This is a genomic window from Actinophytocola algeriensis (assembly GCF_014203735.1).
In the GTDB taxonomy this organism is placed as follows: Bacteria; Actinomycetota; Actinomycetes; order Mycobacteriales; family Pseudonocardiaceae; genus Actinophytocola; species Actinophytocola algeriensis.
Genome location: NZ_JACHJQ010000012.1, coordinates 26922 through 47868 on the forward strand (window position 1 = coordinate 26922; position 20947 = coordinate 47868).

The 20947-nt window shown below is 72.4% G+C and carries 21 protein-coding genes; 15 read left to right on the forward strand and 6 right to left on the reverse strand.

The genetic code is table 11. The annotated features are described in order from the left end of the window. Nucleotides 1-2 precede the first annotated feature (2 nt). Nucleotides 3-2981, reverse strand: coding sequence for an AfsR/SARP family transcriptional regulator (locus FHR82_RS41540; protein ID WP_184816193.1), 2979 nt, complete (start codon nucleotides 2979-2981; stop codon nucleotides 3-5). 56 nt (nucleotides 2982-3037) lie between these two features. After that, nucleotides 3038-3904, reverse strand: a complete 867-nt coding sequence (locus tag FHR82_RS41545) for an aldo/keto reductase (protein WP_184816194.1) — start codon at nucleotides 3902-3904, stop codon at nucleotides 3038-3040. A gap of 107 nt (nucleotides 3905-4011) precedes the next feature. Between FHR82_RS41545 and FHR82_RS41550 the strand changes: the two genes are divergently transcribed. Both FHR82_RS41550 and FHR82_RS41555 read left to right on the forward strand, forming a co-directional pair. Further along, a complete protein-coding gene (locus FHR82_RS41550) occupies nucleotides 4012-4884 on the forward strand; it encodes a LysR family transcriptional regulator (RefSeq protein ID WP_184816195.1) in 873 nt (290 codons plus the stop codon). Nucleotides 4885-4936: 52 nt separating this feature from the next. Beyond that, nucleotides 4937-5737, forward strand: a complete 801-nt coding sequence (locus FHR82_RS41555) for an SDR family oxidoreductase (protein WP_184816196.1) — start codon at nucleotides 4937-4939, stop codon at nucleotides 5735-5737. Here the strand turns inward: FHR82_RS41555 and FHR82_RS41560 are convergent. Next, complete coding sequence (locus tag FHR82_RS41560) at nucleotides 5724-6593, reverse strand: NAD(P)-dependent oxidoreductase (RefSeq protein WP_184816197.1); 870 nt, start codon at nucleotides 6591-6593, stop codon at nucleotides 5724-5726. The genes FHR82_RS41555 and FHR82_RS41560 overlap by 14 nt on opposite strands. A 9-nt stretch (nucleotides 6594-6602) precedes the next feature. Beyond that, the gene (locus FHR82_RS41565; protein WP_221464960.1) at nucleotides 6603-6923 is read right to left on the reverse strand and encodes a putative quinol monooxygenase; all 321 of its coding nucleotides are present in this window, start codon (nucleotides 6921-6923) and stop codon (nucleotides 6603-6605) included. A 127-nt stretch (nucleotides 6924-7050) separates the two neighbouring features. On the opposite strand from FHR82_RS41565, the gene FHR82_RS41570 reads away from it, so the two are divergent. The 3 genes from FHR82_RS41570 to FHR82_RS41580 all read left to right on the forward strand — a co-directional run bounded on the left by FHR82_RS41570 (nucleotide 7051) and on the right by FHR82_RS41580 (nucleotide 9288). Then, nucleotides 7051-7515, forward strand: a complete 465-nt coding sequence (locus FHR82_RS41570) for an RNA polymerase sigma factor (RefSeq protein ID WP_311771538.1) — start codon at nucleotides 7051-7053, stop codon at nucleotides 7513-7515. After that, on the forward strand, nucleotides 7512-8099 hold the full coding sequence (locus tag FHR82_RS41575) for a methylated-DNA--[protein]-cysteine S-methyltransferase (protein WP_184816200.1): 588 nt from the start codon (nucleotides 7512-7514) through the stop codon (nucleotides 8097-8099). Before FHR82_RS41570 ends, FHR82_RS41575 begins: the two co-directional genes overlap by 4 nt. A gap of 115 nt (nucleotides 8100-8214) precedes the next feature. Continuing rightward, nucleotides 8215-9288: a zinc-binding dehydrogenase gene (locus FHR82_RS41580; protein ID WP_184816201.1), complete on the forward strand. Its 1074-nt coding sequence runs from the start codon at nucleotides 8215-8217 to the stop codon at nucleotides 9286-9288. Here FHR82_RS41580 and FHR82_RS41585 read toward each other — a convergent pair. Both FHR82_RS41585 and FHR82_RS41590 read right to left on the reverse strand, forming a co-directional pair. After that, the gene (locus FHR82_RS41585) at nucleotides 9278-9724 is read right to left on the reverse strand and encodes a hypothetical protein (RefSeq protein ID WP_184816202.1); all 447 of its coding nucleotides are present in this window, start codon (nucleotides 9722-9724) and stop codon (nucleotides 9278-9280) included. The two genes, FHR82_RS41580 and FHR82_RS41585, sit on opposite strands and share 11 nt — an antisense overlap. Nucleotides 9725-9984: 260 nt before the next feature. Then, nucleotides 9985-11178 (reverse strand): cytochrome P450, encoded by a 1194-nt coding sequence (locus tag FHR82_RS41590; RefSeq protein WP_184816203.1) that lies wholly within the window; start codon nucleotides 11176-11178, stop codon nucleotides 9985-9987. A 99-nt stretch (nucleotides 11179-11277) separates the two neighbouring features. On the opposite strand from FHR82_RS41590, the gene FHR82_RS41595 reads away from it, so the two are divergent. The 10 genes from FHR82_RS41595 (at nucleotide 11278) to hppD (ending at nucleotide 20941) form a co-directional block, all read left to right on the forward strand. Continuing rightward, entirely contained in the window at nucleotides 11278-11910 is a 633-nt protein-coding gene (locus FHR82_RS41595) for a TetR/AcrR family transcriptional regulator (RefSeq protein ID WP_184816319.1), read from the forward strand. Between the two features lie 113 nt (nucleotides 11911-12023). Further along, on the forward strand, nucleotides 12024-12860 hold the full coding sequence (locus FHR82_RS41600; RefSeq protein ID WP_184816204.1) for a cytochrome c oxidase assembly protein: 837 nt from the start codon (nucleotides 12024-12026) through the stop codon (nucleotides 12858-12860). A gap of 537 nt (nucleotides 12861-13397) precedes the next feature. After that, complete coding sequence (locus FHR82_RS41605) at nucleotides 13398-14774, forward strand: class I adenylate-forming enzyme family protein (protein WP_311771539.1); 1377 nt, start codon at nucleotides 13398-13400, stop codon at nucleotides 14772-14774. Between the two features lie 58 nt (nucleotides 14775-14832). Then, entirely contained in the window at nucleotides 14833-15099 is a 267-nt protein-coding gene (locus FHR82_RS41610) for an acyl carrier protein (protein WP_184816206.1), read from the forward strand. Between the two features lie 57 nt (nucleotides 15100-15156). After that, nucleotides 15157-15399, forward strand: coding sequence for a hypothetical protein (locus FHR82_RS41615; protein WP_311771540.1), 243 nt, complete (start codon nucleotides 15157-15159; stop codon nucleotides 15397-15399). After that, the gene (locus tag FHR82_RS41620) at nucleotides 15396-16481 is read left to right on the forward strand and encodes a beta-ketoacyl-[acyl-carrier-protein] synthase family protein (protein ID WP_184816207.1); all 1086 of its coding nucleotides are present in this window, start codon (nucleotides 15396-15398) and stop codon (nucleotides 16479-16481) included. Before FHR82_RS41615 ends, FHR82_RS41620 begins: the two co-directional genes overlap by 4 nt. Next, nucleotides 16478-16975, forward strand: coding sequence for a beta-ketoacyl synthase N-terminal-like domain-containing protein (locus FHR82_RS41625; RefSeq protein ID WP_184816208.1), 498 nt, complete (start codon nucleotides 16478-16480; stop codon nucleotides 16973-16975). Before FHR82_RS41620 ends, FHR82_RS41625 begins: the two co-directional genes overlap by 4 nt. A gap of 2 nt (nucleotides 16976-16977) precedes the next feature. Then, nucleotides 16978-18585, forward strand: a complete 1608-nt coding sequence (locus FHR82_RS41630) for a class I adenylate-forming enzyme family protein (RefSeq protein WP_184816209.1) — start codon at nucleotides 16978-16980, stop codon at nucleotides 18583-18585. Further along, the gene (locus FHR82_RS41635; RefSeq protein WP_184816210.1) at nucleotides 18582-19844 is read left to right on the forward strand and encodes a beta-ketoacyl-[acyl-carrier-protein] synthase family protein; all 1263 of its coding nucleotides are present in this window, start codon (nucleotides 18582-18584) and stop codon (nucleotides 19842-19844) included. The genes FHR82_RS41630 and FHR82_RS41635 overlap by 4 nt, the downstream gene beginning before the upstream one ends. A 32-nt stretch (nucleotides 19845-19876) precedes the next feature. Further along, nucleotides 19877-20941 carry a 4-hydroxyphenylpyruvate dioxygenase gene (hppD, locus tag FHR82_RS41640; protein WP_184816211.1) on the forward strand — a complete coding sequence of 355 codons (1065 nt, stop codon included), beginning with the start codon at nucleotides 19877-19879 and terminating at the stop codon, nucleotides 20939-20941. Nucleotides 20942-20947: the final 6 nt, after the last annotated feature.

Sequence of the window (20947 nt, forward strand, 5' to 3'; positions counted from 1 at the left end):
CCTCACCCGCGCGGCAGGCGCAGGCAGTCCACCGGCAGGCCGAGGTCGGCGAGGATCCCGTCGCACTCCGCCCTCGCGGTCCGTGCCGCCTCGGGATCGCCTGCCGCTTCGTGGGCGCGAGCCAGTCTGGCCAGTAGCCGTGCGGCTTCCAGCGGTGCTCGCAGCTGCCGCCAGGTTCGCAGCGCCGCCCGCAGTGGTTCGACGGCTGCTTCCGGGTCGCCGCTCGCCATGGCCAGTTCGCCCAGTGTCCGGTACGCCTCGGCGGTGCCGTCGGCGTTGCCCAGTGTCGTGAACACCGGCAGCGCCCGGTCCAGTCGCTTGCGGGCCGCGGCGAAGCGGCCGAGGCGGACGTCGACGTCGGCGAGGGTCTGTTCGACGTAGGCCGCGTGCAGCTCGTCGTCGATCTCCTCGGTCAGCTGACCCGCCTCGGTGAGTGCCTGCTCGGCGTCGTCGAGGCGGTGCACGTCGATCAGGGTGTACGCGTAGATGATCAGGTTCATCGCCTGCAGGCGGTGGTTGCCCTGCGCGCGGCGGATGGCGAGGGCGTCCTCCACGAGCGGCAGCGCGCGGGCCGGCTCGCCGAGGTCGCGGTGCACCTCCGCGCGGTTGATCAGCAGTGACGGCAGCGCGGAGCCCGGCACGTCCGGGTCGCACTCGCGGATGGCCTCGTCGAGCATCTCCGCCGCCTCGCGCAGTCTGCCCAGCCTGCGGGCGGCGAGGCCGGCGTGCAGCAGTGCGCGCATGGTCCGGTTGTGGTCGCCGAGCTTCGTGGCGAGTGCCAGCGCCTCCGCCGCGAGCGCGGGCATCTCACCGCACCGCGCCCGCTGCGCGTACACCGCGAACAACGCCTGCAGGATCTTCAACAACAGGTCGTCGGGACCGGTCGTCCGCAGTGCGGACGCGGCGACCTCGAGGGCGTGCTCGCGTTCGTCGTCGTAGGCGCGCAGCGCGAGGAACCCCGACATGCGCAGCGCGAACAGTCCAGCCAGCTCCGCGTGGCCCTGCGCGCTGGCCTGTTCCAGCGCGCTCGTCAGGCTCGTGCGCTCCACCTCCAGCCACGCCCTCGGCTGGTCGCGGGTCGCGCGTACCGCGACCTGCGGGGCGGCGACGGCCTCCAGCCCGCTGGCGTAGATCGTGTGGTGGTCGGCGCGCTGGTCCGCCTCGGTGGCGAGCGCGAGCCACGACGACAGGACCTTCGACACCGCCTCCGCGCGTTCGTCCTCCGGGTCCTCGTCCTCCGCCCGCTCGGCGGCGAACGCGCGGATGAGGTCGTGCAGCTGGTAGCGGGACTGGCCGACCGCGTCGCGGCCGAGCGGTTCGAGGAGGTGCATCTCGACCAGCCGGTCCAGCATCCGTTCCACGCGTGCGGTCGACGGTTCACCGGTCAGCTCCTGCGCCACCCACGTCGGCCAGTCCGGCGTCAGCAGCAGTCCGAGCCTGCGCAGCAGCACCCGCAGCGGCTCGTCGAGCGCCTGGTAGCTCAGCTCGATGCTGGCCCGCACGTCGAGGTCGCCCACCGACAGCTCGTCGAGGCGGCCGACCTGGTCGGCGAGCCTGCTGCGGAACTCCTCGAGTGTCCACTCGGGATGGACGGCGAGGCGGGCCGCGGCAACGCACACCGCCAGCGGCAGCCGCCCGCACAGCTCGACGACGGCCTCCGCGGCCTCCGGCGCGCCGCCGACCCGCTGCTCACCGATCACCGCGGCCAGCAGCGCGACCGCGTCGTCCGGTGAGAGCACCGGCACCGACCACCGCGTCGCGCCCAGCAGAGCGCCGAGCCTGCGGCGGGAGGTCACCAGCACCTGGCAGCCCGGTGTGCCGGGCAGCAGCGGCCGGACCTGCTCCTCACCGGCGGCGTCGTCGAGCACGATCAGGACGTGGCGGCCCGCCAGGTGGCTGCGGTACAGCGCGACCCGTTCGTCCCGGTCGTCGGGCACCTCCGCGCCGCCGACGCCGAGCGTGCGCAGGAACCGGCCGACGACCGCGTGCGGGTCGGCGGGCGCGTGGTGCCCGCCGCGCAGGTCGGCGAACAGCTGTCCGTCGGGGAAGGCGTGGTCGGCGCGGCGCGCGGCGGCCAGCGCCAGCGACGTCTTGCCGACGCCGCCCGGCCCGACGAGCACCCGGACCTGGCCGGCCTGGTCCGTGCGGGCCAGGTCCGCGGCGATCTCGTCGATCAGGTCGTCGCGGCCGGTGAGGAGTGGCGAGCTGGCAGGCAGCTGGCGCGGCACGGTCACCGGCGCGGGCTGGGCGACCGGTGCGGGCGCCTCGCCGCGCAGGATCCGCTGTTCGAGGTCCCGCAGCGCGGGCCCCGGTTCGACACCGAGGTCGTCGGAGAACAGGCGGTAGAGCGCGCGGTACGCGGCGAGCGCGTCGGCGCGGCGGCCGGACGCGGCGAGCGCGGCCATGCGGATCTCGTGCAGCCGTTCCCGGTAGGGGTGGTCGGTGAGCACCGGCTCCAGCTCGCGGAGCACGTCGTCATAGCGGCCGAGCGCGACCTGCGCCTCCAGCCTGGCCTCGGCCGCGCTCACCCGTTCCTCGCCGAGCAGCGCCCGGGTGGTGGCGGCGAGTTCGTCGGCCACGTCGGCGAGCGCGGGCCCGCGCCACAGCGCGAGCGCGTCCGCGAACAGTCCCGCCGCGCGCTCGTGGTCGCCGCCGGAACCGGCGTTCCTGCCCTGCACGACCAGCTCGCGGAACCGGACGAGATCCAGCCCGTGCTCGCCGAGGTGCAGCTCGTAGCCGGTGGGGCGGGTGACGATCAGGCCGTCGCCCGCCGCGCGCAGCCTGCGGCGGACGTTGCTGATCAGGTTGTGGAGCTGGGGTCGCGCGGTGGTCGGCGGGTCGTCCCACAGCGCGTCGACGAGCCGGTCCGTACTGGTGAGGCGACCCGCGTTGAGCAGCAGCGTGGCCAGCACGAACCGCTGCCTGCCGCTGCCGATGGGAATGTGTTCCGGGTCGTCCCAGACCGCGACAGGTCCCAGCACGCCGAACTCCACCATGGAATTCTGGCAGAGTTCGGCGGGCGGGTACGACGGGTGGGTCAGTGCGTGGCGTCCAACCGGACGAACTCGTCGGTCGTCAGGTCGACGTGGACGGCCGCGGCCGAGTCGCGGATGGTCGCCGGTCGGGACGAACCGGGGATCGGGATCACCACGGGCGACTTCGCGAGCAGCCACGCGAGGCACACCTGCTGCGGGCTGATGCCCTTGTCCTTGGCCACTTCCGCGAACGGCGCGAAGATCGAACCGAGGTCACCTGCCTTCGCGATGCCGCCGAGCGGGCTCCACGGCAGGAACGCGATGCCCAGCGAGTCGCACAGGTCCAGCTCCGGTTCGCTGGAGCGGAACCGGGGCGAGAACTCGTTCTGCACGCTCACGAGGCGGCCGCCGAGGATCTCGTTCGCGAGCCGGATCTGGTCCGGGTTCGCGTTCGAGATGCCCGCGTACCGGATATTGCCCGCGTCGAGCAGGTCGCGGATGGCGCCGACCGACTCGGCGTAGTCGACCCTCGGGTCCGGCCGGTGGAACTGGTACAGGCCGATGGCGTCGACGCCGAGCCGCTTCAGCGACGCCTCGCACGCCTGCTTGAGGTACTCGGGTGAGCCGTCGAGGCCCCAGCCGCCGCCCTCGGTGCGGGTGTGGCCGCCCTTGGTCGCGATCAGCACGTCGGACGTGTCACCGCCCCAGCTCGCGACCGCGCGGGCGATGAGCGACTCGTTGTGCCCGATGTCCGTGTTGTCCAGTGAGTAGGCGTCCGCGGTGTCGAACAGCGTGACGCCCGCCTCGAGCGCGGCGTGGATCGTGTCGACGGACTGCTGCTCGTCCTCCGGCCTGCCCTCGATGGACATCGGCATGCCACCGAGTCCGATGGCGCTGACCTGCGTGTCGCCGATGCGACGGGACTGCATCTCGGATGCCTCCTTCGTAGCTCTTCTGCCTCTTCCAGCTTCCCGCTCGGTCATTAAGCTGTCCAACAGAAGTCTTCGATCGGGTTAATCAGTCTGGGTGATGAATCGTGGAGCTGCGGCAACTCTCCTATTTCGTCGCGGTCGCCGAGGAGTGCCACTTCACGCGTGCCGCGAAACGGCTCCACGTCGCGCAGTCCGGGCTGTCGGCGTCGGTCCGCTCGCTGGAGCGGGAGCTGGGCGCGGACCTGTTCGTGCGGAACACGAGACAGGTGCGTCTCACGCCGGCCGGTGCCGCGCTGCTGGCCGAGGCGCGGCGGACACTCGCCGCGTCGGACGCCTGCGTGGCCGCCGTCGCCGCCGTGCAGGGGCTCCTGCGGGGCACCCTCGCGATCGGTTCGCTGCAGTGCCTGCACGTGGTGCACCTGCCCGCCGTGCTCGCCGGCTTCGTGTCCGACCACCCTGGGCTGGACGTCGAGCTGCGGCAGGGCGGGTCGGGGGAGCTGACCGCCCTGGTGGCACAGGGAAAGCTCGACGTGGCGTTCGTGTCGCGACCCGCCGCGCACCCGGAGGAGGTGGTGGTGGGCTCGCTCGCGACCGAGCCACTCGTGCTGGCGTGCGCGCATGACCACCCGCTCGCACGTGCCGACCGCGTGTCACCCGCGACGCTGACCGGTGAGCGGTTCGTGGACTTCGCGCCCGACTGGGGGACGCGGGACCTGGTGGACTCGGTGGTCGGGCCGCGGCACGTCGCGCTCGAGGTGACCGACGTGCACTCGCTGCTGGACCTCGTCGCCTGCGGCCTCGGGGTCGCGCTCGTGCCGCAGTCGTTCTCGGTGAAGACGGACCGGGTGCGGTTCGTCGGCCTCACCCTGCCCGCGCCGCACTGGGAGACCGTGTCGGTCACGGCGAACCCGCCGAGCGCGGCCGCGGTCGCACTGGTCGCGGACGTGCGCCGGTCGGCGGGCTTGACCTCCAGTTAGGTCGACGTTGTTGACTCACTCGGGTCGGAGTGTCGAGTGAGAGGGCCCCACCGTGATCCTCGTCGTCGGTGCCACCGGGAACATCGGGCGCGAGCTGGTGTCCCGGCTGGTGGCGCGCGGGCAGGACGTCCGCGCGGTGAGCCGGGATCCCGGTGGGGCCCGTGCGGTCCTGCCGTCCGATGTGGACGTCCGGGACATCGCCGCGCTGCCGTCCGCGATGGACGGGGTGCGTGCGCTGTTCTTGTTGCAGGGCCTGGTCGACCCGGCGCCCGTGCTGGCCGGCGCCGCTCGTCGAGGGGTCGAGCGGGTCGTGTACGTGTCGTCGATGGTGGCCGCGTCCTACCCGGGATCGGGGATCGGGCGGCAGATCGTGGCCGGGGAACAGGCCGTGCGGGGCAGCGGGCTCGACTGGACGCTGGTGCGGCCGTGGGAGTTCCAGTCGAACACGCTCGCCTGGGCGGGGTCGGTCCGGGCCGGCGGCGCGGTGCGGGTGCCGTCGCTCGGCAAGCCGTCGCCGGCGGTGGCGCCCGCCGACATCGCGGCCGTGTCGGTGCGGGCGCTCGTCGACGACGGGCACGCGGGGAAGGTGTACCCGCTGACCGGCCCAGCCGAGCTGACCGTCGAGGAGAAGGTGCGGGTGCTGGCCGACGTGCTCGGGCGGCCGGTGTCACTCGTGGTCGCCGGGCCGGTGCCCGCGCACGAGGACCCGGTCGTGCGGGCCGCGCTCGTGCCCGGGGTGTGCGACATGGACACCCCGGGCGTGCTGCCGACCGTCGCGGAGGTGACCGGTCGCCCGGCGCACGCGTACGCGCGGTGGGTGTCGGCGAACGCGACCGCGTTCAGTCCTGGTTGAGCCCCGCCAGCTGTTCGATCACCAGCACCAGCGCCGAGTGGTCGAGATCGCCGTGGCCCTGCGCCCGGGCGGCCGCCATCAGCTGAGCGACCGTCGCACTGAGGGGGAGTGGTACACCGGCGTCCCTGGCCGAGCCGAGCACGATGCCGAGGTCCTTGTGGTGCAGGTCGACGCGGAAGCTCGGCGTGAAGTCGTGGTTGCGCATCGCAGGCGCCTTGCGGTTGAGCACGGTGCTGCCCGCGAGCCCGCCGGACAGCACCTCGACGGCGGGCTCGAGGTCGACACCCTGTGCCCGCAGGAGCGTGAGCGCCTCGGCGACGAGCCCGATGGTGCCCGCGACGATCAGCTGGTTCGCCGTCTTCACGGTCTGCCCGCCACCGGCCGGTCCGACGTGGACGATCGTGGTGCCGAGCACGTCGAGGACCGGGCGTGCGGCCTCGACGTCCGCCGCCGCGCCACCGACCATGATCGACAGCGTGCCGTCGATCGCGCCCTGCTCACCGCCGCTGACCGGTGCGTCGACCACCCGCACGCCGGCCGCCCGCCCCCGCTCGGCGACGGCACGGGCCGTGGTGGGCGCGATGGTGCTCATGTCGATCCACAGTGCACCGTCCGCCGTCAGCACGTCGTCGGCGATGGCCTCGACGTCCGGCGAGTCCGGCAGCATCGTGATCACGACCTCGGCCCCGCGCACCGCGTCCCGCGCACTGTCCGCGGCGGTCCCGCCCTGCTCGGCGAACGCGGCCGTCTTGCCGGGGCTGCGGTTGAAGCCGGCGACGTCATGCCCGGCGCGGACGAGGTTGACGGCCATGGGCAGACCCATGGTCCCGAGCCCGATGAACGCGATGCTGGCCATGCTCCGACCCTAGTGGTCGCCCGGCACCCCCAGCCCGCCGACGATCTCCACCTCCTGCCCGGTGAACTCGCCCGTGAGCAACGGCATGGTCTTCGCGATCGCGGCCTTGACCTCCGGTAATCCCAGCGACGCGTCGTGCGCCTCCTTGCTGACCCAGATCTCGGTGACCCACACGAGGTCCTTGTCACCGGTGTCGTCGTCGGACACACCGACCGCGTACAGGTCGCAGCCCGCCGCCCGCAGGCCGTCCTGACCGCTGACGAGCGTGGCCACCACCTCGTCCCGGTGTCCCGGCTTGACGCGCATGGTGCCGAAGTAGCCGTACCGCACTGTTCCTCCCTGGTCGATCGCTGTCGGCGGCGATACTCGCACGGCCCACCGACAGTCCGATTGGACGAACGCGACAGCCGCGGACATGGCAATCTCACGTTCCGTGGGTCCTGGGCGTCTTCGTGGTGTGAGACCTTTCGAGCGGATCGTGGACCGGTACGGGGCAATGGTGCTGCGGGTGTGCCGCGCGGTGCTCGGGCCGACCGACGCCGAGGACGCGTGGTCGGAGACCTTCCTCGCCGCGCTCAAGGCGTACCCCGGGCTGCCCGAGGACGCGAACGTCGAGGCCTGGCTGGTGACCATCGCGCACCGCAAGGCGCTCGACGTGTGGCGGGCGGACCGGCGGCGGCCGGTGGCCGTGGCCGAGGTGCCCGACCGGGGACGTGCCGACGAGTGGCACGGCGACCTCTGGGCGGCGCTGGCCCGGCTGCCGCACAAGCAGCGGCTCGCCGTCGCCTACCACCACCTCGCCGGGCTGCCCTACGCCGAGATCGCCGCGATCACCGGTGGTACCACCGACGCCGCCCGTCGCGCCGCGGCCGACGGCATGAAACGTCTCCGCACGCTCTACACCGAGGAGGAGACCGCATGAACTTCGACGCCCTGCCACTGGAGGACCCGGCCGCCCAGGCGCGGCTGCACGCCCGGCTCGTCGCCGACGCCGAGCGGGAGGGGCTGCTCGACCTCGCCTACCGCACCGTCGACACCCCCGTCGGATCGCTGCTGCTCGCCGCGACGCCCGTCGGGCTGGTGCGGGTCGTGTACGAGAACGTCGGCCACGACGCCGAGCTGACGCGGCTCACCGAGACCGTCAGCCCCCGGGTGCTGCACGCACCCGCCCGTCTCGACACCGTCGCGTGGCAGCTCGACGAGTACTTCGCGGGCCGCCGCACCGCGTTCGACGTGCCGCTGGACCTGCGGCTCGCGCGGGGGTTCCGGCTGGCCGTGGTCGAGCACCTGCCCGCGATCCAATACGGTCGTACCGAAACATATGCCCAGGTGGCGGCCGCCGCCGGGAGTCCGAAGGCGGTCCGGGCCGTCGGCACCGCGTGTGCGACCAACCCGGTGCCCGTGGTCGTGCCGTGCCACCGTGTCGTCCGCTCCGACGGGTCGTTCGGCGGCTACGCGGGCGGGCGGGACGCCAAGCGGACGCTGCTCACCCTGGAAGCGGCGTGACGGGCCGCGCCGACGCCGACCGGACCACGGTCGCCACGGGTGCGGGCCGGGGTGACGGGACACTTTGGGCTTGGTGTTTCACGACGCCACGTGATCGGTGTGATTAAGTCGCACCATGGTGCGAGCAGCGGTGCTTTCCAAGCAGGGCGGGCAACTCGAGGTCCGGGACATCACCCTCGGCGAACCCGGGCCGGGACAGGTGAAGGTGCGGGTCGCGGCGGCGGGTGTCTGCCACTCCGACCTCTCCCTCGCCAACGGGACGCTCACCCAGGAGGTACCCGCGGTGCTCGGGCACGAGGGCGCCGGCGTGGTCATCGCGGTCGGCGACGGCGTGGACCGGGTCGCCGTGGGTGACCACGTGGTCCTGAACTGGGCGCCGGCCTGCCGCGACTGCTGGTTCTGCCTGCGGGGCGAGCCGTGGCTGTGCGTGCACGCCGAGGAGACGGCCCGCGCGCCCTACGCGTTCCTCGACGACGGCACCCCCCTCTACCCGGGCCTCGGCACGGCGGCGTTCGCGGAGGAGACGATCGTGCCGGCCGCCGGGGTCGTGCGGGTGCCCGACAGCGTGCCGATGGATCAGGCCGCGGTGCTGGGCTGTGCCGTGCAGACCGGTGCGGGCGCGGTGCTCAACACCGCACGCGTGCGGGCCGGGGAGTCCGTCGTGGTCGTCGGGCTCGGTGGTGTCGGCCTGTCGGCGTTGCAGGCGGCACGGGCGGTCGGTGCGGGCCCGATCATCGGCGTCGACGTCAGCGAGGCCAAGGCCGACCTGGCCGCGCAGCACGGCGCCACCGACTTCCTCGTCTCCGGCGACACGACCACCAAGGCCATCCGCAAGCTCACCGGCGGGCGCGGCGCCGACCACGCCTTCGACTGCGTCGGCCTGCCCGCGACCATCCGCACCGCGTGGTCGTCGAGCCGCCGCGGCGGGTCGGTCACGGTGGTCGGCGTCGGCAGCAAGGCCAACATCGTCGAGTTCACCGCGCTGGAGCTGTACTGGTTCGGCCGCACCCTGCACGGCTGCGTGTTCGGGTCGAGCGATCCGGACGTCGAGATCCCGCGCCTGCTCGGCCTCGTCGAGGAGGGCAAGCTCGACCTCGCCGCCCTCGCCACGGCCACGACCGACCTCGCGGGGATCAACGACGCGTTCGAGCACCTCGGCCAGGGCGCGCGGACCATCGTCACGTTCTGAGCACCCGGACCCAGCCGATCCCGTCGGTCTCCTTCACGGCCACGTGCACGGGCCGGTACGTGCCCGGTTCGTACTCGGGCCGGTGCCGGACCACCTCGGCGTAGAACCACGCCGACACGATCATCGCGAGGGGCGCGCGGGAACCCGCGCACGCCTTCTTGAACGCCGCGGCGTCGAGGAGGCGGTGCGCGTGGACGATCGCGGAGCCGGTCATCCCGAGGTCGTCCCGGGTGAGCTCACCGGCGTGCAGCGCCATCCGCAGCTTGATCCGCTGCGCGGGCGGGTGGGTGTCGTTGTGCGTGCGCAGCTCGGTGGTGAGCGCGGCGGGCAACCGGCCGGCCAGCACCCCTTTCGGCAGCCCGGCGGGAATCAGCACCAGCACGCTGTCACCCACGACCTCGACGTGGCAGAAATCCCACGGAATACCGGTTTTCACACCACCCAGCGCTGGCGACTCGACGCGACCGACGCTTCCCCGAGCACGACCACGGCGCCGCTGCCGGACGCGGCCGAGTACCCGGGCGGCGGCAAGGACCTGGGCTGCGCAGGACTCGGCCCCGCCCTCGATCCCGCGACGCAACCGCGACACCGACCGGGACGGCGTCGCCGACGTCCGGTTCCGGGTCTGCATCACCTACACGCCCGAGCTGGCGCCCAGGACGCCCGTCGTGAACTGCGAGGGCCGCTACTGAGGGCTCACCAGCTGACCGGGAGGCTGTGCAGGCCGTAGATCGTCGCGTCGTCCTTGAACGGCAGGTCGGACACCGGCACGTCGACCCGCAGCGTCGGCACGCGCGCGAACAGGCTGTCGAACACGATCCGCAGTTCCACGCGGGCGAGGTTCTGCCCGAGGCACTGGTGCGCGCCGTACCCGAACGCGATGTGGTTGCGGGCGCCGCGGGTGACATCCAGGCGGTCCGGCTCCGCGAACACGGCCGGGTCGTGGTTGGCGGCGTTGCCGAGCGTCAGCACGCCCTCGCCCGCCTTGACGGTCACGCCGCCGACCTCGGTGTCCGCGACCGCCACGCGGGAGGTCACGAACTCGGCGATCGTGAACTGCCGCAGCAGTTCCTCGACCGCGGCTGGCGTCCGCGACGGGTCCGCCTTCAGCAGCGCGAGCTGTTCGGGTTCCTGGAGCAGGGCGAGCGTGCCCAGCGAGATCATGTTGGCGGTCGTCTCGTGGCCCGCGACCAGCAGCAGCACCGCGAGGCTCACCAGCGCGTCGCGGTCGTAGGTGCCTTCCGCGCGGTGTTTGGCGATCTGCCTGCCGATCAGGTCGTCGGTGGGCGTGGGCTCCTTCTCGCCGACGAGCTTGTCCATGTACGCGCGCAGCTCGTCGGCCGCGGCGCGCACGTCCCCGGCCGCGGCCTTGCGGGACAGCAGCGTCCGCGAGCGGGACTGGAAGAACTCGTGGTCGTCGTAGGGCACCCCGAGCTGCTCGCAGATCACCAGCGACGGCACGGGCTGCGCGAGCGCCTCCACCAGGTCGGCCGTGCGGGACTCGTGCGCGAGCATCGCATCGAGGTGCGCGTCGACGATCTCCTGGACCCGCGGGCGCAACGCGGCGAGGCGCTTGACGGTGAACTCGCCCAGCACCGCGCGCCGGGCCGGGCCGTGCTCGGGCGGGTCGAGGGTGATCAGCGACGGCTTCAGCCCGCGGTCCTGCTGGAAGCGCCTGCCGGTCGGGTTCGGGAAGTCCGGGTTGGCGCGGTTCGCGGAGAACGCGGGGTCGGTGAGCACCGTGCGCACGTCGGCGTGCCGGGACGCGGCCCACACCTCCTGCCCGCTGCGCAGGGTCACCTTCGTCATCGGGCCCGGTTCGGTGATCGACGCGTCGCCGTGGAACGGGCAGGCACGTGGCGGGAAGGACTCCGGCACGGTCGATGTCATTTCCGAACCCCCAAGATCTGGAAGAAACTCGTCCACTTGTCATCGACCGTAGTCAGACGGAAGCGTTCCGTCCACCTTCGGGACGAATGTGATAATCCGCTGGTGACGAAACCCGAGGTGCCGCTGCGTGCGGATGCGCGCCGCAACCGGGACCAGATCCTGGTGGCGGCGCGGGAGATCTTCGCCGAGCGGGGCGCCGAGGTGCCCATGGAGGAGATCGCCCGCCGGGCGTCGGTCGGTGTCGGCACGCTCTACCGGCGGTTCGTCGACCGGGAGGCGCTGATCCGCGCGGTCTTCCGGGACACCTTCCAGGCCGTCGCCGACGAGACCAGGGCCGCGCTCGCGCAGGAGCGGACCGCGTGGGACGCGCTGATGCGGATCATGCGGCAGTCGGCGTGGCTGCACGTGAGCGTGCAGGCCAAGTCGTCCCGCGTCACGGCCGTGGTGCGGGACGACGAGGAGACCTCGCGGATGCGCGACGAGGTGCTCGACATGCTCGACGAGGTGGTGCGCCGTGCGCAGGACGAGGGCAGCCTGCGCGGCGACGTGGGGGTCGGCGACCTCGCGATGCTGTTCGTGTCGGTCGTCCACCAGGTCCAGTCGGTCACCGAGGACGCGGCCGGCCTGGTGCCGGCCCGCGTCCTGGCCATCATGATGGACGGGCTGCGCGCGCCGGCTCCCGGCGAGCTGCCCGGCCGCCCACTGACCCGCGGCGACCTCGAGTTCCCCTGATCGGCACCGCGAGCCCCCGGCCGGAACCCGGGAGCAGCGCGCACGCCCGGTAACGGTCGTCCGGCTCTCGCCGCCTACCCTGGCTCGCACGGTGCGATCGGGAGGTATCGGACATGTCTCGGGGAGCTGTGGTCGCGGCGCTGTGCGTGCTCGTCGGCGTGGCGGCGGTGGCGGTGTCGCCAGTCGTCTCGGTGCCGGACACCGTGTGGGGCACGGCGGCGGTCGTGCTCGCCGTGCTCTACCTCCTCGGGGTCCGGCGGGTGCCGGGCTGGCCGCGTTGGCGCACGGTGATGTGGCTGCTGGGCTGCGTGGTGGTGCTGGTCGCCACGTCGTGGGGCGTCCCTGACACGGTCAGCGCGCTGGTCGCGAACCACGTGCTGCTGGCCGTCGTGGCACCGGTGCTGCTCGTGCTCGGCGGTCCGGTGACCCTCGCGCTGCGCGGCCTGCCGAAGTCCTGGCGTGCGCGGCTGGTGGCCATGGTGCGGTCGCGCGCCTACCGGGGGCTGACCCAGCCCGCGGTGGTGTTCGTGTCGCTGCTCGGCCCGTTCTACCTGCTTTACGTGTTCGGCACGGTCGGCGTCGTGCTGGGCAGCCACTGGCCGCACCTGGCGGTGGAAGCCGTCGCGCTGGTCGCCGGTTACGCCTTCTTCTGGACGGTGATCGGGGTCGACCCCGGGGTGCGCCGACTGCCGCACGCGGGCCGGGTCGGGCTGATGACCGCGTTGCTGCTGGGCGTCGGGTACCTCGCCGTCGTCGTCGGCAACGCCGACTCCCTCGCCGGGAGCACCGTGTGGGCGCTCGGCGAGCTGCCGGTACTGGTGCTGGTCATGGTGACCGTGGCCCAGTGGGCACGCGCGGACGAACGCGCCGCCGCCCGTGCGGACACCGAGCCCGACCTGTCCGCCTACAACGAGATGTTCGCCAAGCTGGCCGACCCGCCCCGCCGTTAGCGGCTCGGGGCGCCTGGCGCTCAGGCCGGGAACTCGCGGCAAAATCGGTTTACTTGTCCTTTGTGGACGCGATCTTGGAGTGCCGCCACGGTCGGTGAGAGTTTCTGCCCCCGCATTGCGGACAGTTACCGGAATTGTTTCCGCGATGTCGAATATGAGGCGGTCAGACCAGTGTTGTTGCTCCGTTCTGCCTCATTCGGTGGGATGCTGAGCCTATTCGAGAATTGTGCTTCTGGGCGCCCGCTCAGCGGGTGGCCATGGGGTGTATGACACCGTTGCCGAGGGTGAAGTGCCTCGAAAAGTGCCTGTTCAAGCGCCCTGCGCCTCATGTATGCAGTGCGGCTCGACGCGTTTGGCGTGATCGCGCCATTACGTAGAGCATCGTTCATGTTTTGTCTTTTCAGCGCCTGAAATCTGACGTACGCTCCACTTCGCCGCCAGGTCGGGGCTGGTGGTAACTCGATGAAGGGCCCCTTCGGGGTGTATTTGTGCTGCTCATTTTTTCCTTGGGAGGTGTCCGCAATTACGGCCAGCGAAGTGCTGCGGACTGGCTCGTCGGAATGGGTCGACGAGGTATTGCTGAACGGCCCAGACAATGGAGTCTGTCTACACCTGGACGGTGCGCCGATTGCGCGTGCCGCGCTACGCCGGCTGGTCGTCGGGAAGCAGGACGCGCTGGTCGCGGCCGGGCTGCGGGAAGGCGGTTGCGCCGCGCTGAACCTGCCGCCGTCACTCGCCTACGTGGCCAACCTGCTCGCCGTCTGGCGGATCGGCGCCCAGGCCGTACTGCTGGACCACCGGCTGACGCGGTACGAAGTCGACTCGGCCGCCGACCGGCTCGGTGTGCAGGTGCTGGTCGGCATCGGCGGCTCGAAAGGCAGTCCGCTGGCCGTGTTCCACGACGTGGCCGAGACGATCACCACCCGGGAGGGCAGGCCGGCGGCGACGCCGCACGCCGTCCTCCAGCTCAGTTCCGGTTCGACCGGACCGTCCAAGGGGATCGGCCGGACAGCGGCCGACCTCGTCGCGGAAGTCGAGCGGTACACCCGGATCGACGGCGTGCCACTGCCCGGCGAACGGATCATCCTGCTGCCCTCGATGGTGCACGTCCTCGGGCTCGTCGGCGGACTCCTGTACGGGCTGCACGCGGGCGTCGAGCTCGTGCCGCCACGCAGGCTCACCGGCGACAGCATCCTCGACGCGGTCGGTTCTGGCGCCACCCCGGCGACCGTGCTCGGGGTGCCGTTCCACATCGGACTCCTGAACTCGGTCGCCGATCCGCGCAGGCTGCCACAGCTCAAGCGGATGACCACCGGTGGTGAGCTGGTGCCCGCCACCGTCTCGGCGGCGTTCGACGAGAAGTACGGCGTGCCGCTCGGGAACATGTGGGGCATGACCGAGCTGGGGGTCATCGCGACCGACCTGTTCGGTGAGCACCGGCCCGCGGTGCGGCCCGCCCCGGGGATCGAGGTCCGGGAGAGCGGCGGCGAGCTGCTGATCCGCAGGCCGGAGTCGCCCTACGTCGGGCTGTCCGATCCGGCCAGGTGGGCCGACGGCTGGTTGCACACCAAGGACGCCGGTGTCCTCGACCCGTCGACCGGTCTCGTGACCGTGCTCGGCAGGCTCGACTCGCAGGTGTCGGTCGGCGGGCTCAAGGTCGACCTGACCGAGGTCGAGCACACCCTCACCGAGCTGCCCGGCGTCGAGGCCGCGGTCGTCCTGTACGACAAGGAGATCACCGCCTTCGTCCAGCTGACCGGCGACCACGCGGAGCAGTCGGTGGCGGTGGCGCTCGCCGAACGGCTCGCGGGCTACAAGCGGCCGAGGACCACGCACTTCATGCGGGCGCTGCCGCGCACGACGACCGGCAAGCTCGTCCGGGACCGCGCCGTGCTCCGTGCGGCGGTCTCCTGACAACCCCTGACCGGCAACGGTTTCGACCGAGACGTGACAACACACTGGAAGGTGAGCGATGACGGCTGCAGAGGTTCGCGAGTTCGTGCTGGAGTCCCTCCAGGAGATGAACTACGACATCGAGGGCATCGACGACGACAGCACGCTGGGGCCCGCGGGCGTGGACCTCGAGTCACTCGCGATGGCGGAGCTGGCCGTGCGCGTCGAGGACCGGTTCGGCGTCCAGTTCGCGGAGGAGGAGTCCGAGGGGCTGGCGCTGATGACCGTCGGCGAGTTCACCAGGACGGTGGCCGACCGGGCCGCGAGCGTCGCGAGCGCCGGCTGACCGAATGGACCGAACCCGGCGTCGCGCAGCGGCGCCACCCGACCCTGCGAGGACTGCGTGAACGACAAGACCGCCGTGGAGCGTGCCGACGTCGTGGCCATGATCGCGAGCCTGGGTGACCGCACGGTCGCCGAGATCGGCGACCAGATCGACTCGATGCAACTCGCGTGGGTCGTGAACCAGGCAGAGCAGCGCTACGGCGTGGAGATCGACCTGACCGACGGGCAGTACGCCCGGATGGGCACAGTGGACGGTGCGGTCGAGGTGCTGCGTGAGGCGATCGCGGCGGTCCCCAGATGACCGCACCTCGCGTCGCGATCACCGGCCTGGCCGCCGTCAGCGCACTCGGCAGGGGAGTGCAGGCACAACTCGCGGGTGCCCTGGCGGGTACCGCGGCGTTCGGGCCGGTGCGCCGGTTCGACGCCGGCGGGCGCCGGGTCACCGACGCGGCGACGCTCACGGACGCGGGCACCCTGGCGGACGAACTCGCCGGGGCCGTCGCGGCGGCCTGCCACGGCCTGAGTGCGGCCGAACGCGCGACGACCCCGTTGCTGCTGGGAATCCACGGCCACCCCGACGGCGGCCGCGACACCACGGCCACCACCGCGGGATTCGCGCGGGCGCTGGCCACCCGGGCCGGGCTCGCCGGGGTGGCGAGGATCTACACGTGTGCGTGCGTGTCCGGCAGCACCGCCGTCGCGGACGCGGCAGCGGAGATCCACAAAGGACGGTCGGGCCGGGTCGTGGTGGCCGCGGGCTACCTCGTGGAGCCCGACCAGTTCGCCCTCTTCGACGCGGGGCGGGCGCTCGCGCGCGACGGTGCCGCGCGGCCGTTCAGCTCCGGCCGGAACGGACTGTTGCTGGGTGACGCCGTCTCCGCGGTGGTGCTCGAACCCGCCGGTGCGCGGGAGGTGCTGGCCGAGGTGACCGGCTGGGGCCGGGCCGGGGACGCGCACCACGTCGTCCGCCCCGACCCGGCGGGTGCCGGCATGGCACGGGCGATCGAGGCGGCCCTGCGCCGCGGCGGGCTCGGACCGGACGAGGTCGGGTACGTCAACGCGAACGCGAGCGGCGCGGACGGGGACAGCGCGGAAGCCGCCGCCCTGCGCCGGGCCTTCGGCGCGGCACGACCACCGGTCAGCTCGACGAAATCCGTGCACGGCCACGGACTCGAGGGGTCCGGGCTGCTCGAGCTGGTGATCACCGTGCTCGCCGCGCAGGCGGGCAAACTGCCGGTGAACGCGGGTCACCTCGCGCCAGACCCGGCGTGCGACCTGGACCTGGTCCTCGACGGACCGAGGAAGGCAGCGAGCCCCCACGCGTTGACGGTCAACGCCGCCTTCGGCGGTGCCAACACGGCGTTGCTGGTGAGGGCGGCATGACCCCGACCGAGCTGGCCACCGCGACGCTGCCGGAAGGGACGGTCCCGCCGCCGCTGCCGGGGTTCGTGGTGTCCTCGTTCAGCCCGCTCGCCGCCGCCGCCGCGGACCGGTGTCTCACCGCCCGCCACGGGAACCCGCCTGCCGCCGGCGAGGTGGGGCGGCGAACCGCGGTCGTCCTCCTCAGCGGGAGCGGCGACGCGCCGATGGCCGCACACGTCGCCGACGCCGTCGACACCGGCACCCGGATCGGCCCGCTGCTGTTCTTCCAGGCCGTCCCCAACAGCGTCGCGGGGCACGTCGCCGCGCGCTGGGGCCTGCGCGGGCCCGTGGTCTGCCTGTGCCCGGTGGCCGGCGCGGCGACCGAAGGGCAGGCGTACGCACGACTGCTGATCGAGGACGGCGACGCGGACGAGGTCCTCGTCGTCACGGTGGCACGAACGGCCGCACACGCCGTGCTGATCGGCCACAGACAAGCGCTGGGTGAAGGAGAGTGACGATGAACGCGAAGGGCCTGCGTGCCGTCCTGGCCGCCGATCCGGAGATCGGTGCGGGCAACGTGCTGCGCACCGTCCTCGCCCACGGCGCGGACCCGGACGGGCCAGGGCTGATCTTCGACACCGAGGTCGACGGCCGTCCCGCAGAACACGAGTTCACACTCGGCGAGCTGGACACCATGGTCGACGCGCGCGCCGCGTGGCTCCACGCCCGCGGGATCCGCGGGTGCGACCCCGTCGCGGTGTGGGCGACCGCCGCGGCCGACACCGTCCTGAGCTTCCTCGCGCTCACCCGCATCGGCGCGATCCCCGCGCTGATGAACGGGAAGATGACCCCCGACATCGCCGCCGAGTTCATCCGCAGGCTGCGCGCCAGGGGAGTGCTCGCCGACGCGGCGCACACGGAACTGCTGGCCGGCCACGACCTCGGCACCGAGCTGCTCGGGCGGCCCGACGAACTGGGTGAAGGCGACCCCTCCGCCGCACCGCGGCACTACCGCCACCACCAGGACGACCCGGTCGTCATCACGCACACGTCCGGTACCACCGGCGTGCCCAAGGCCGTGTTGCACCTGCACCGCACGCTGTTCGCCTCCCAGCGGCACCTGCTGTCGATGCCGCAGGCACAGGGCACCGGCCGGGTGCTCAACGCGCTGCCGATCCCGCACACCGCGACCGTGCTGATGGTCACCCAGATCCTGTGCAACCGGGGGAAGATGCTCTGCCTGTCCCACCAGGACGGTCCGACCGTGCTGGCGGCCATCGAGCGGTGGCACCCCGAGTCGGTGTACGGCTTCGCGGTGACGTGGGCGGACCTCGCGCGCCACGATCTGTCCACACGGGACGTCGGCTCGGTGCGGATGTGGTTCAACACCGGCGACTGCGCGCACGAGACCCACATCCGGCGACTGGTCGCGGTCGGCTCGCGGGAGGTCGTCACCCGCGAGGGCCGCCGCCGGATCACCGGGTCGCACTTCATCGACGGCCTCGGCTCGTCGGAGATGGGGCACAACGGGTTCCACGTCACGCACACGCCCGGCAGCGACCACTACGGCCGCCGGATCGGCAGGCCCTACAAGTTCGCCGAGGTCGCCGTGCTCGACGCCGACGGGAACGAACTGCCCCCCGGCCGGGTCGGCAGGCTCGGGTTCCGGTCGCCCACCCTCTCGCCCGGCTACTGGAACGACTCGGTCACCACGTTCCGGTCGCGGCTGGCCGGCTGGTACCTCACCGGTGACCTCGTCCACCGGGACGCCGATGGCAACTACTACCACGTGGACCGCGACCCGGACGCGCTCGTCGGCGACGGCTTCTACACGGCGTTGTCCGAGGAGCGGATCCTCGCCGCCTGCCAGGACGTGCTCGACTGCACCGTCGTGATCGTGCCCGAGAACGGGCAGGTCGTCACCGACGTGCTGCTGGAGCTCGCGCCCGGCGCCGAGGCGGGCACCGACCGCACCGAGATCATCCGCGCCGCGCTCGGCGAGCCGGTCGGCGCGACGCTCCACCGCGTCGTCGTCGTGCGGCAGGAGGACATCCCGCTGACCGTGACCGGCAAGGTGCGCAAGTTCCTGCTGCGCGAGCGGCACCTCGCCAAGGACCCGGCATGACCACGCCGACGACGTCGGCCGCGATCACCGGCATCGGCCTGCTGACCCCGGTCGGCCGGGGCGTGGAGGAGGTCTTCCACGCGCTGTGCGTCGGCAAGTCCGGGCTGTCCGCGCCGCCGGCCGGTCACCCGGCCGCGGACTCGGTGGACGTCGGCGGTTTCGTGCCGGACGTCGACCCGCGCACCGTGGTGTCCGGTCCCGCGGCCTCGGTCGTGGACAAGGTCGTGGTGCTGGCATTGATCACCGCCGCGGACGCGCTCGCCGACGCGGGCATCGAGGTCGGCCGCGACGTCGACCCGGACCGGATCGGGGTGGTGGTCGGCGGGGTCGGCGGCATGGCCACCCTCGAGCGGCAGGTGCTGGCGCGCGGCGACCGGGGTCGCACCGCGGTGAGCCCGTACCTGCTCACCGGGATCCTGCCGAACATGCCCGCCGCCCGGATCGCGATCACCCACGGGATCCGGGGCTACAGTTCGAGCATCGGCACCGCGTGCGCGTCCGGCGCGCAGGCGATCGCCGACGGGCTGCGGCTGATCCGCTCCGGCGACGCCGACGTGGTGGTGTGCGGGGCGAGCGAGGCGCCGCTGTTCGCGACCTTCGCCGACACGTTCGGCAACGCGCGGGCACTCGCCAGGCACTGGCCGGACCCGACCGCCGCGAGCCGCCCGTTCGACACCAGGCGCAACGGGTTCGTGCTCGCCGAGGGCGCCGGGATGCTCGTGCTGGAGCGCGTCGGACACGCCAACGCCCGAGGCGCCGCCGCGTACGCGGACGTGCGGGGCTGGGGTGCCACCACGGACGCGCACCACCCGACCACGCCCCGGCCCGACGGGGCGGGCGCGGCCGAGTGCATGCGCAGAGCCCTTGCCGGCGCGGGCCTCGCGCCCGCCGACATCGGTTACGTCAACGCGCACGGCACCGCGACCAAGCTCGGGGACGTCGCGGAAACCGCCGCACTCGCAGCGGTTTTCGGCGAGGACGGCCCGCCGGTCAGCTCCACCAAGGCGCTGACCGGTCACATGCTCGGCACCTCCGGGGTGGTCGAGGCGGCGGCCGGCGCGCTCGCCGTCGCCCGCGGGGTGCTGCCACCCACCTTCAACCTCGACGAGGTGGATCCGGCGTGCCCGGGTGCCCACATCCGGGCCACGCCCATGGAGACGGAGATCGACCACGCGCTGACGAACTCGTTCGGGTTCGGCGGCCAGAACGTGAGTCTCGTGTTGAGCTGCGCGAGCACAGACAAGAAGCGAAACGGTTAGGGCACACGAGTGAAGCCTGCGGAGCGAGAATCATGAACCTTTCAGGTATTGACCACATCGAGTTGTACGTCGGGGACGCGCGGCAGGCGGCCTTCTACTACTGCACCGCGTTCGGCTTCCAGGTCGTGGGCCAGGGCGGCCCGGAGACCGGCCTGAAGGGCCATCGGTCGCTGCTGCTGACCCAGGGCGACATCCGCATGGTCCTCACTTCGCCGCTCGACGCCGACCACCCGGCGGCGGAGTTCGTCCGCAGCCACGGCGACGGGGTCGCGGTGATCGCGCTGGAGGCCGACGACGCGGAAGCGACGTACGGGGAGCTGGTGGGCCGGGGTGCCGCCGCGGTGTCCGCGCCTGCCCGCTACGCCGACGGCGACGTGGCCGTGACGACCGCGGAGGTGACCGGGTTCGGCGACGTGATCCACCGGCTGGTGCAGCGCACCGGCCCGAGGACGGAGTTCCTGCCCGGCGTGTTCCGGATGTCCGAGACAGACCCGGCCGCACCCGGTCCGCTGAAAATGATCGACCACTTCGCGGTGTGCGTGCCCGCCGGAGGGCTCGACACGACCGTGCGGCACTACGAGACGGTGTTCGGGTTCTCGACGATCTTCGAGGAGTACATCGAGGTCGGCGCGCAGGGCATGTCGTCGAAGGTGGTGCAGAGCCCGTCGAAGCTGATCACGCTCACGCTCATCGAACCGGACACGAGCCGCGAGCGCGGGCAGATCGACGACTTCCTGCAGTGGCACGGCGGCCCCGGCGTCCAGCACATCGCGTTCACCACCGACGGCATCAGTGACACGGTCGGGGTGCTCGCCGCACGCGGCGTCCGCTTCGCCAGCGCACCACCCGCCTACTACGACGTGCTCGCCGAGCGGGTGACCGACCTCGCCGTGCCGGTGGACGAGCTGCGGCGGGCGAACGTCCTCGTCGACCGCGACCACTGGGGGCAGCTGCTGCAGATCTTCACCGAGTCGATGCACGTCCGCAGGACCCTGTTCCTGGAGATCATCGAGCGCCGGGGCGCGCTGACGTTCGGCAGCGGCAACATCAAGGCGCTGTACGAAGCGAAGAACCGCGAGCTGTCCGGCGTAGCGTGAGGAGGC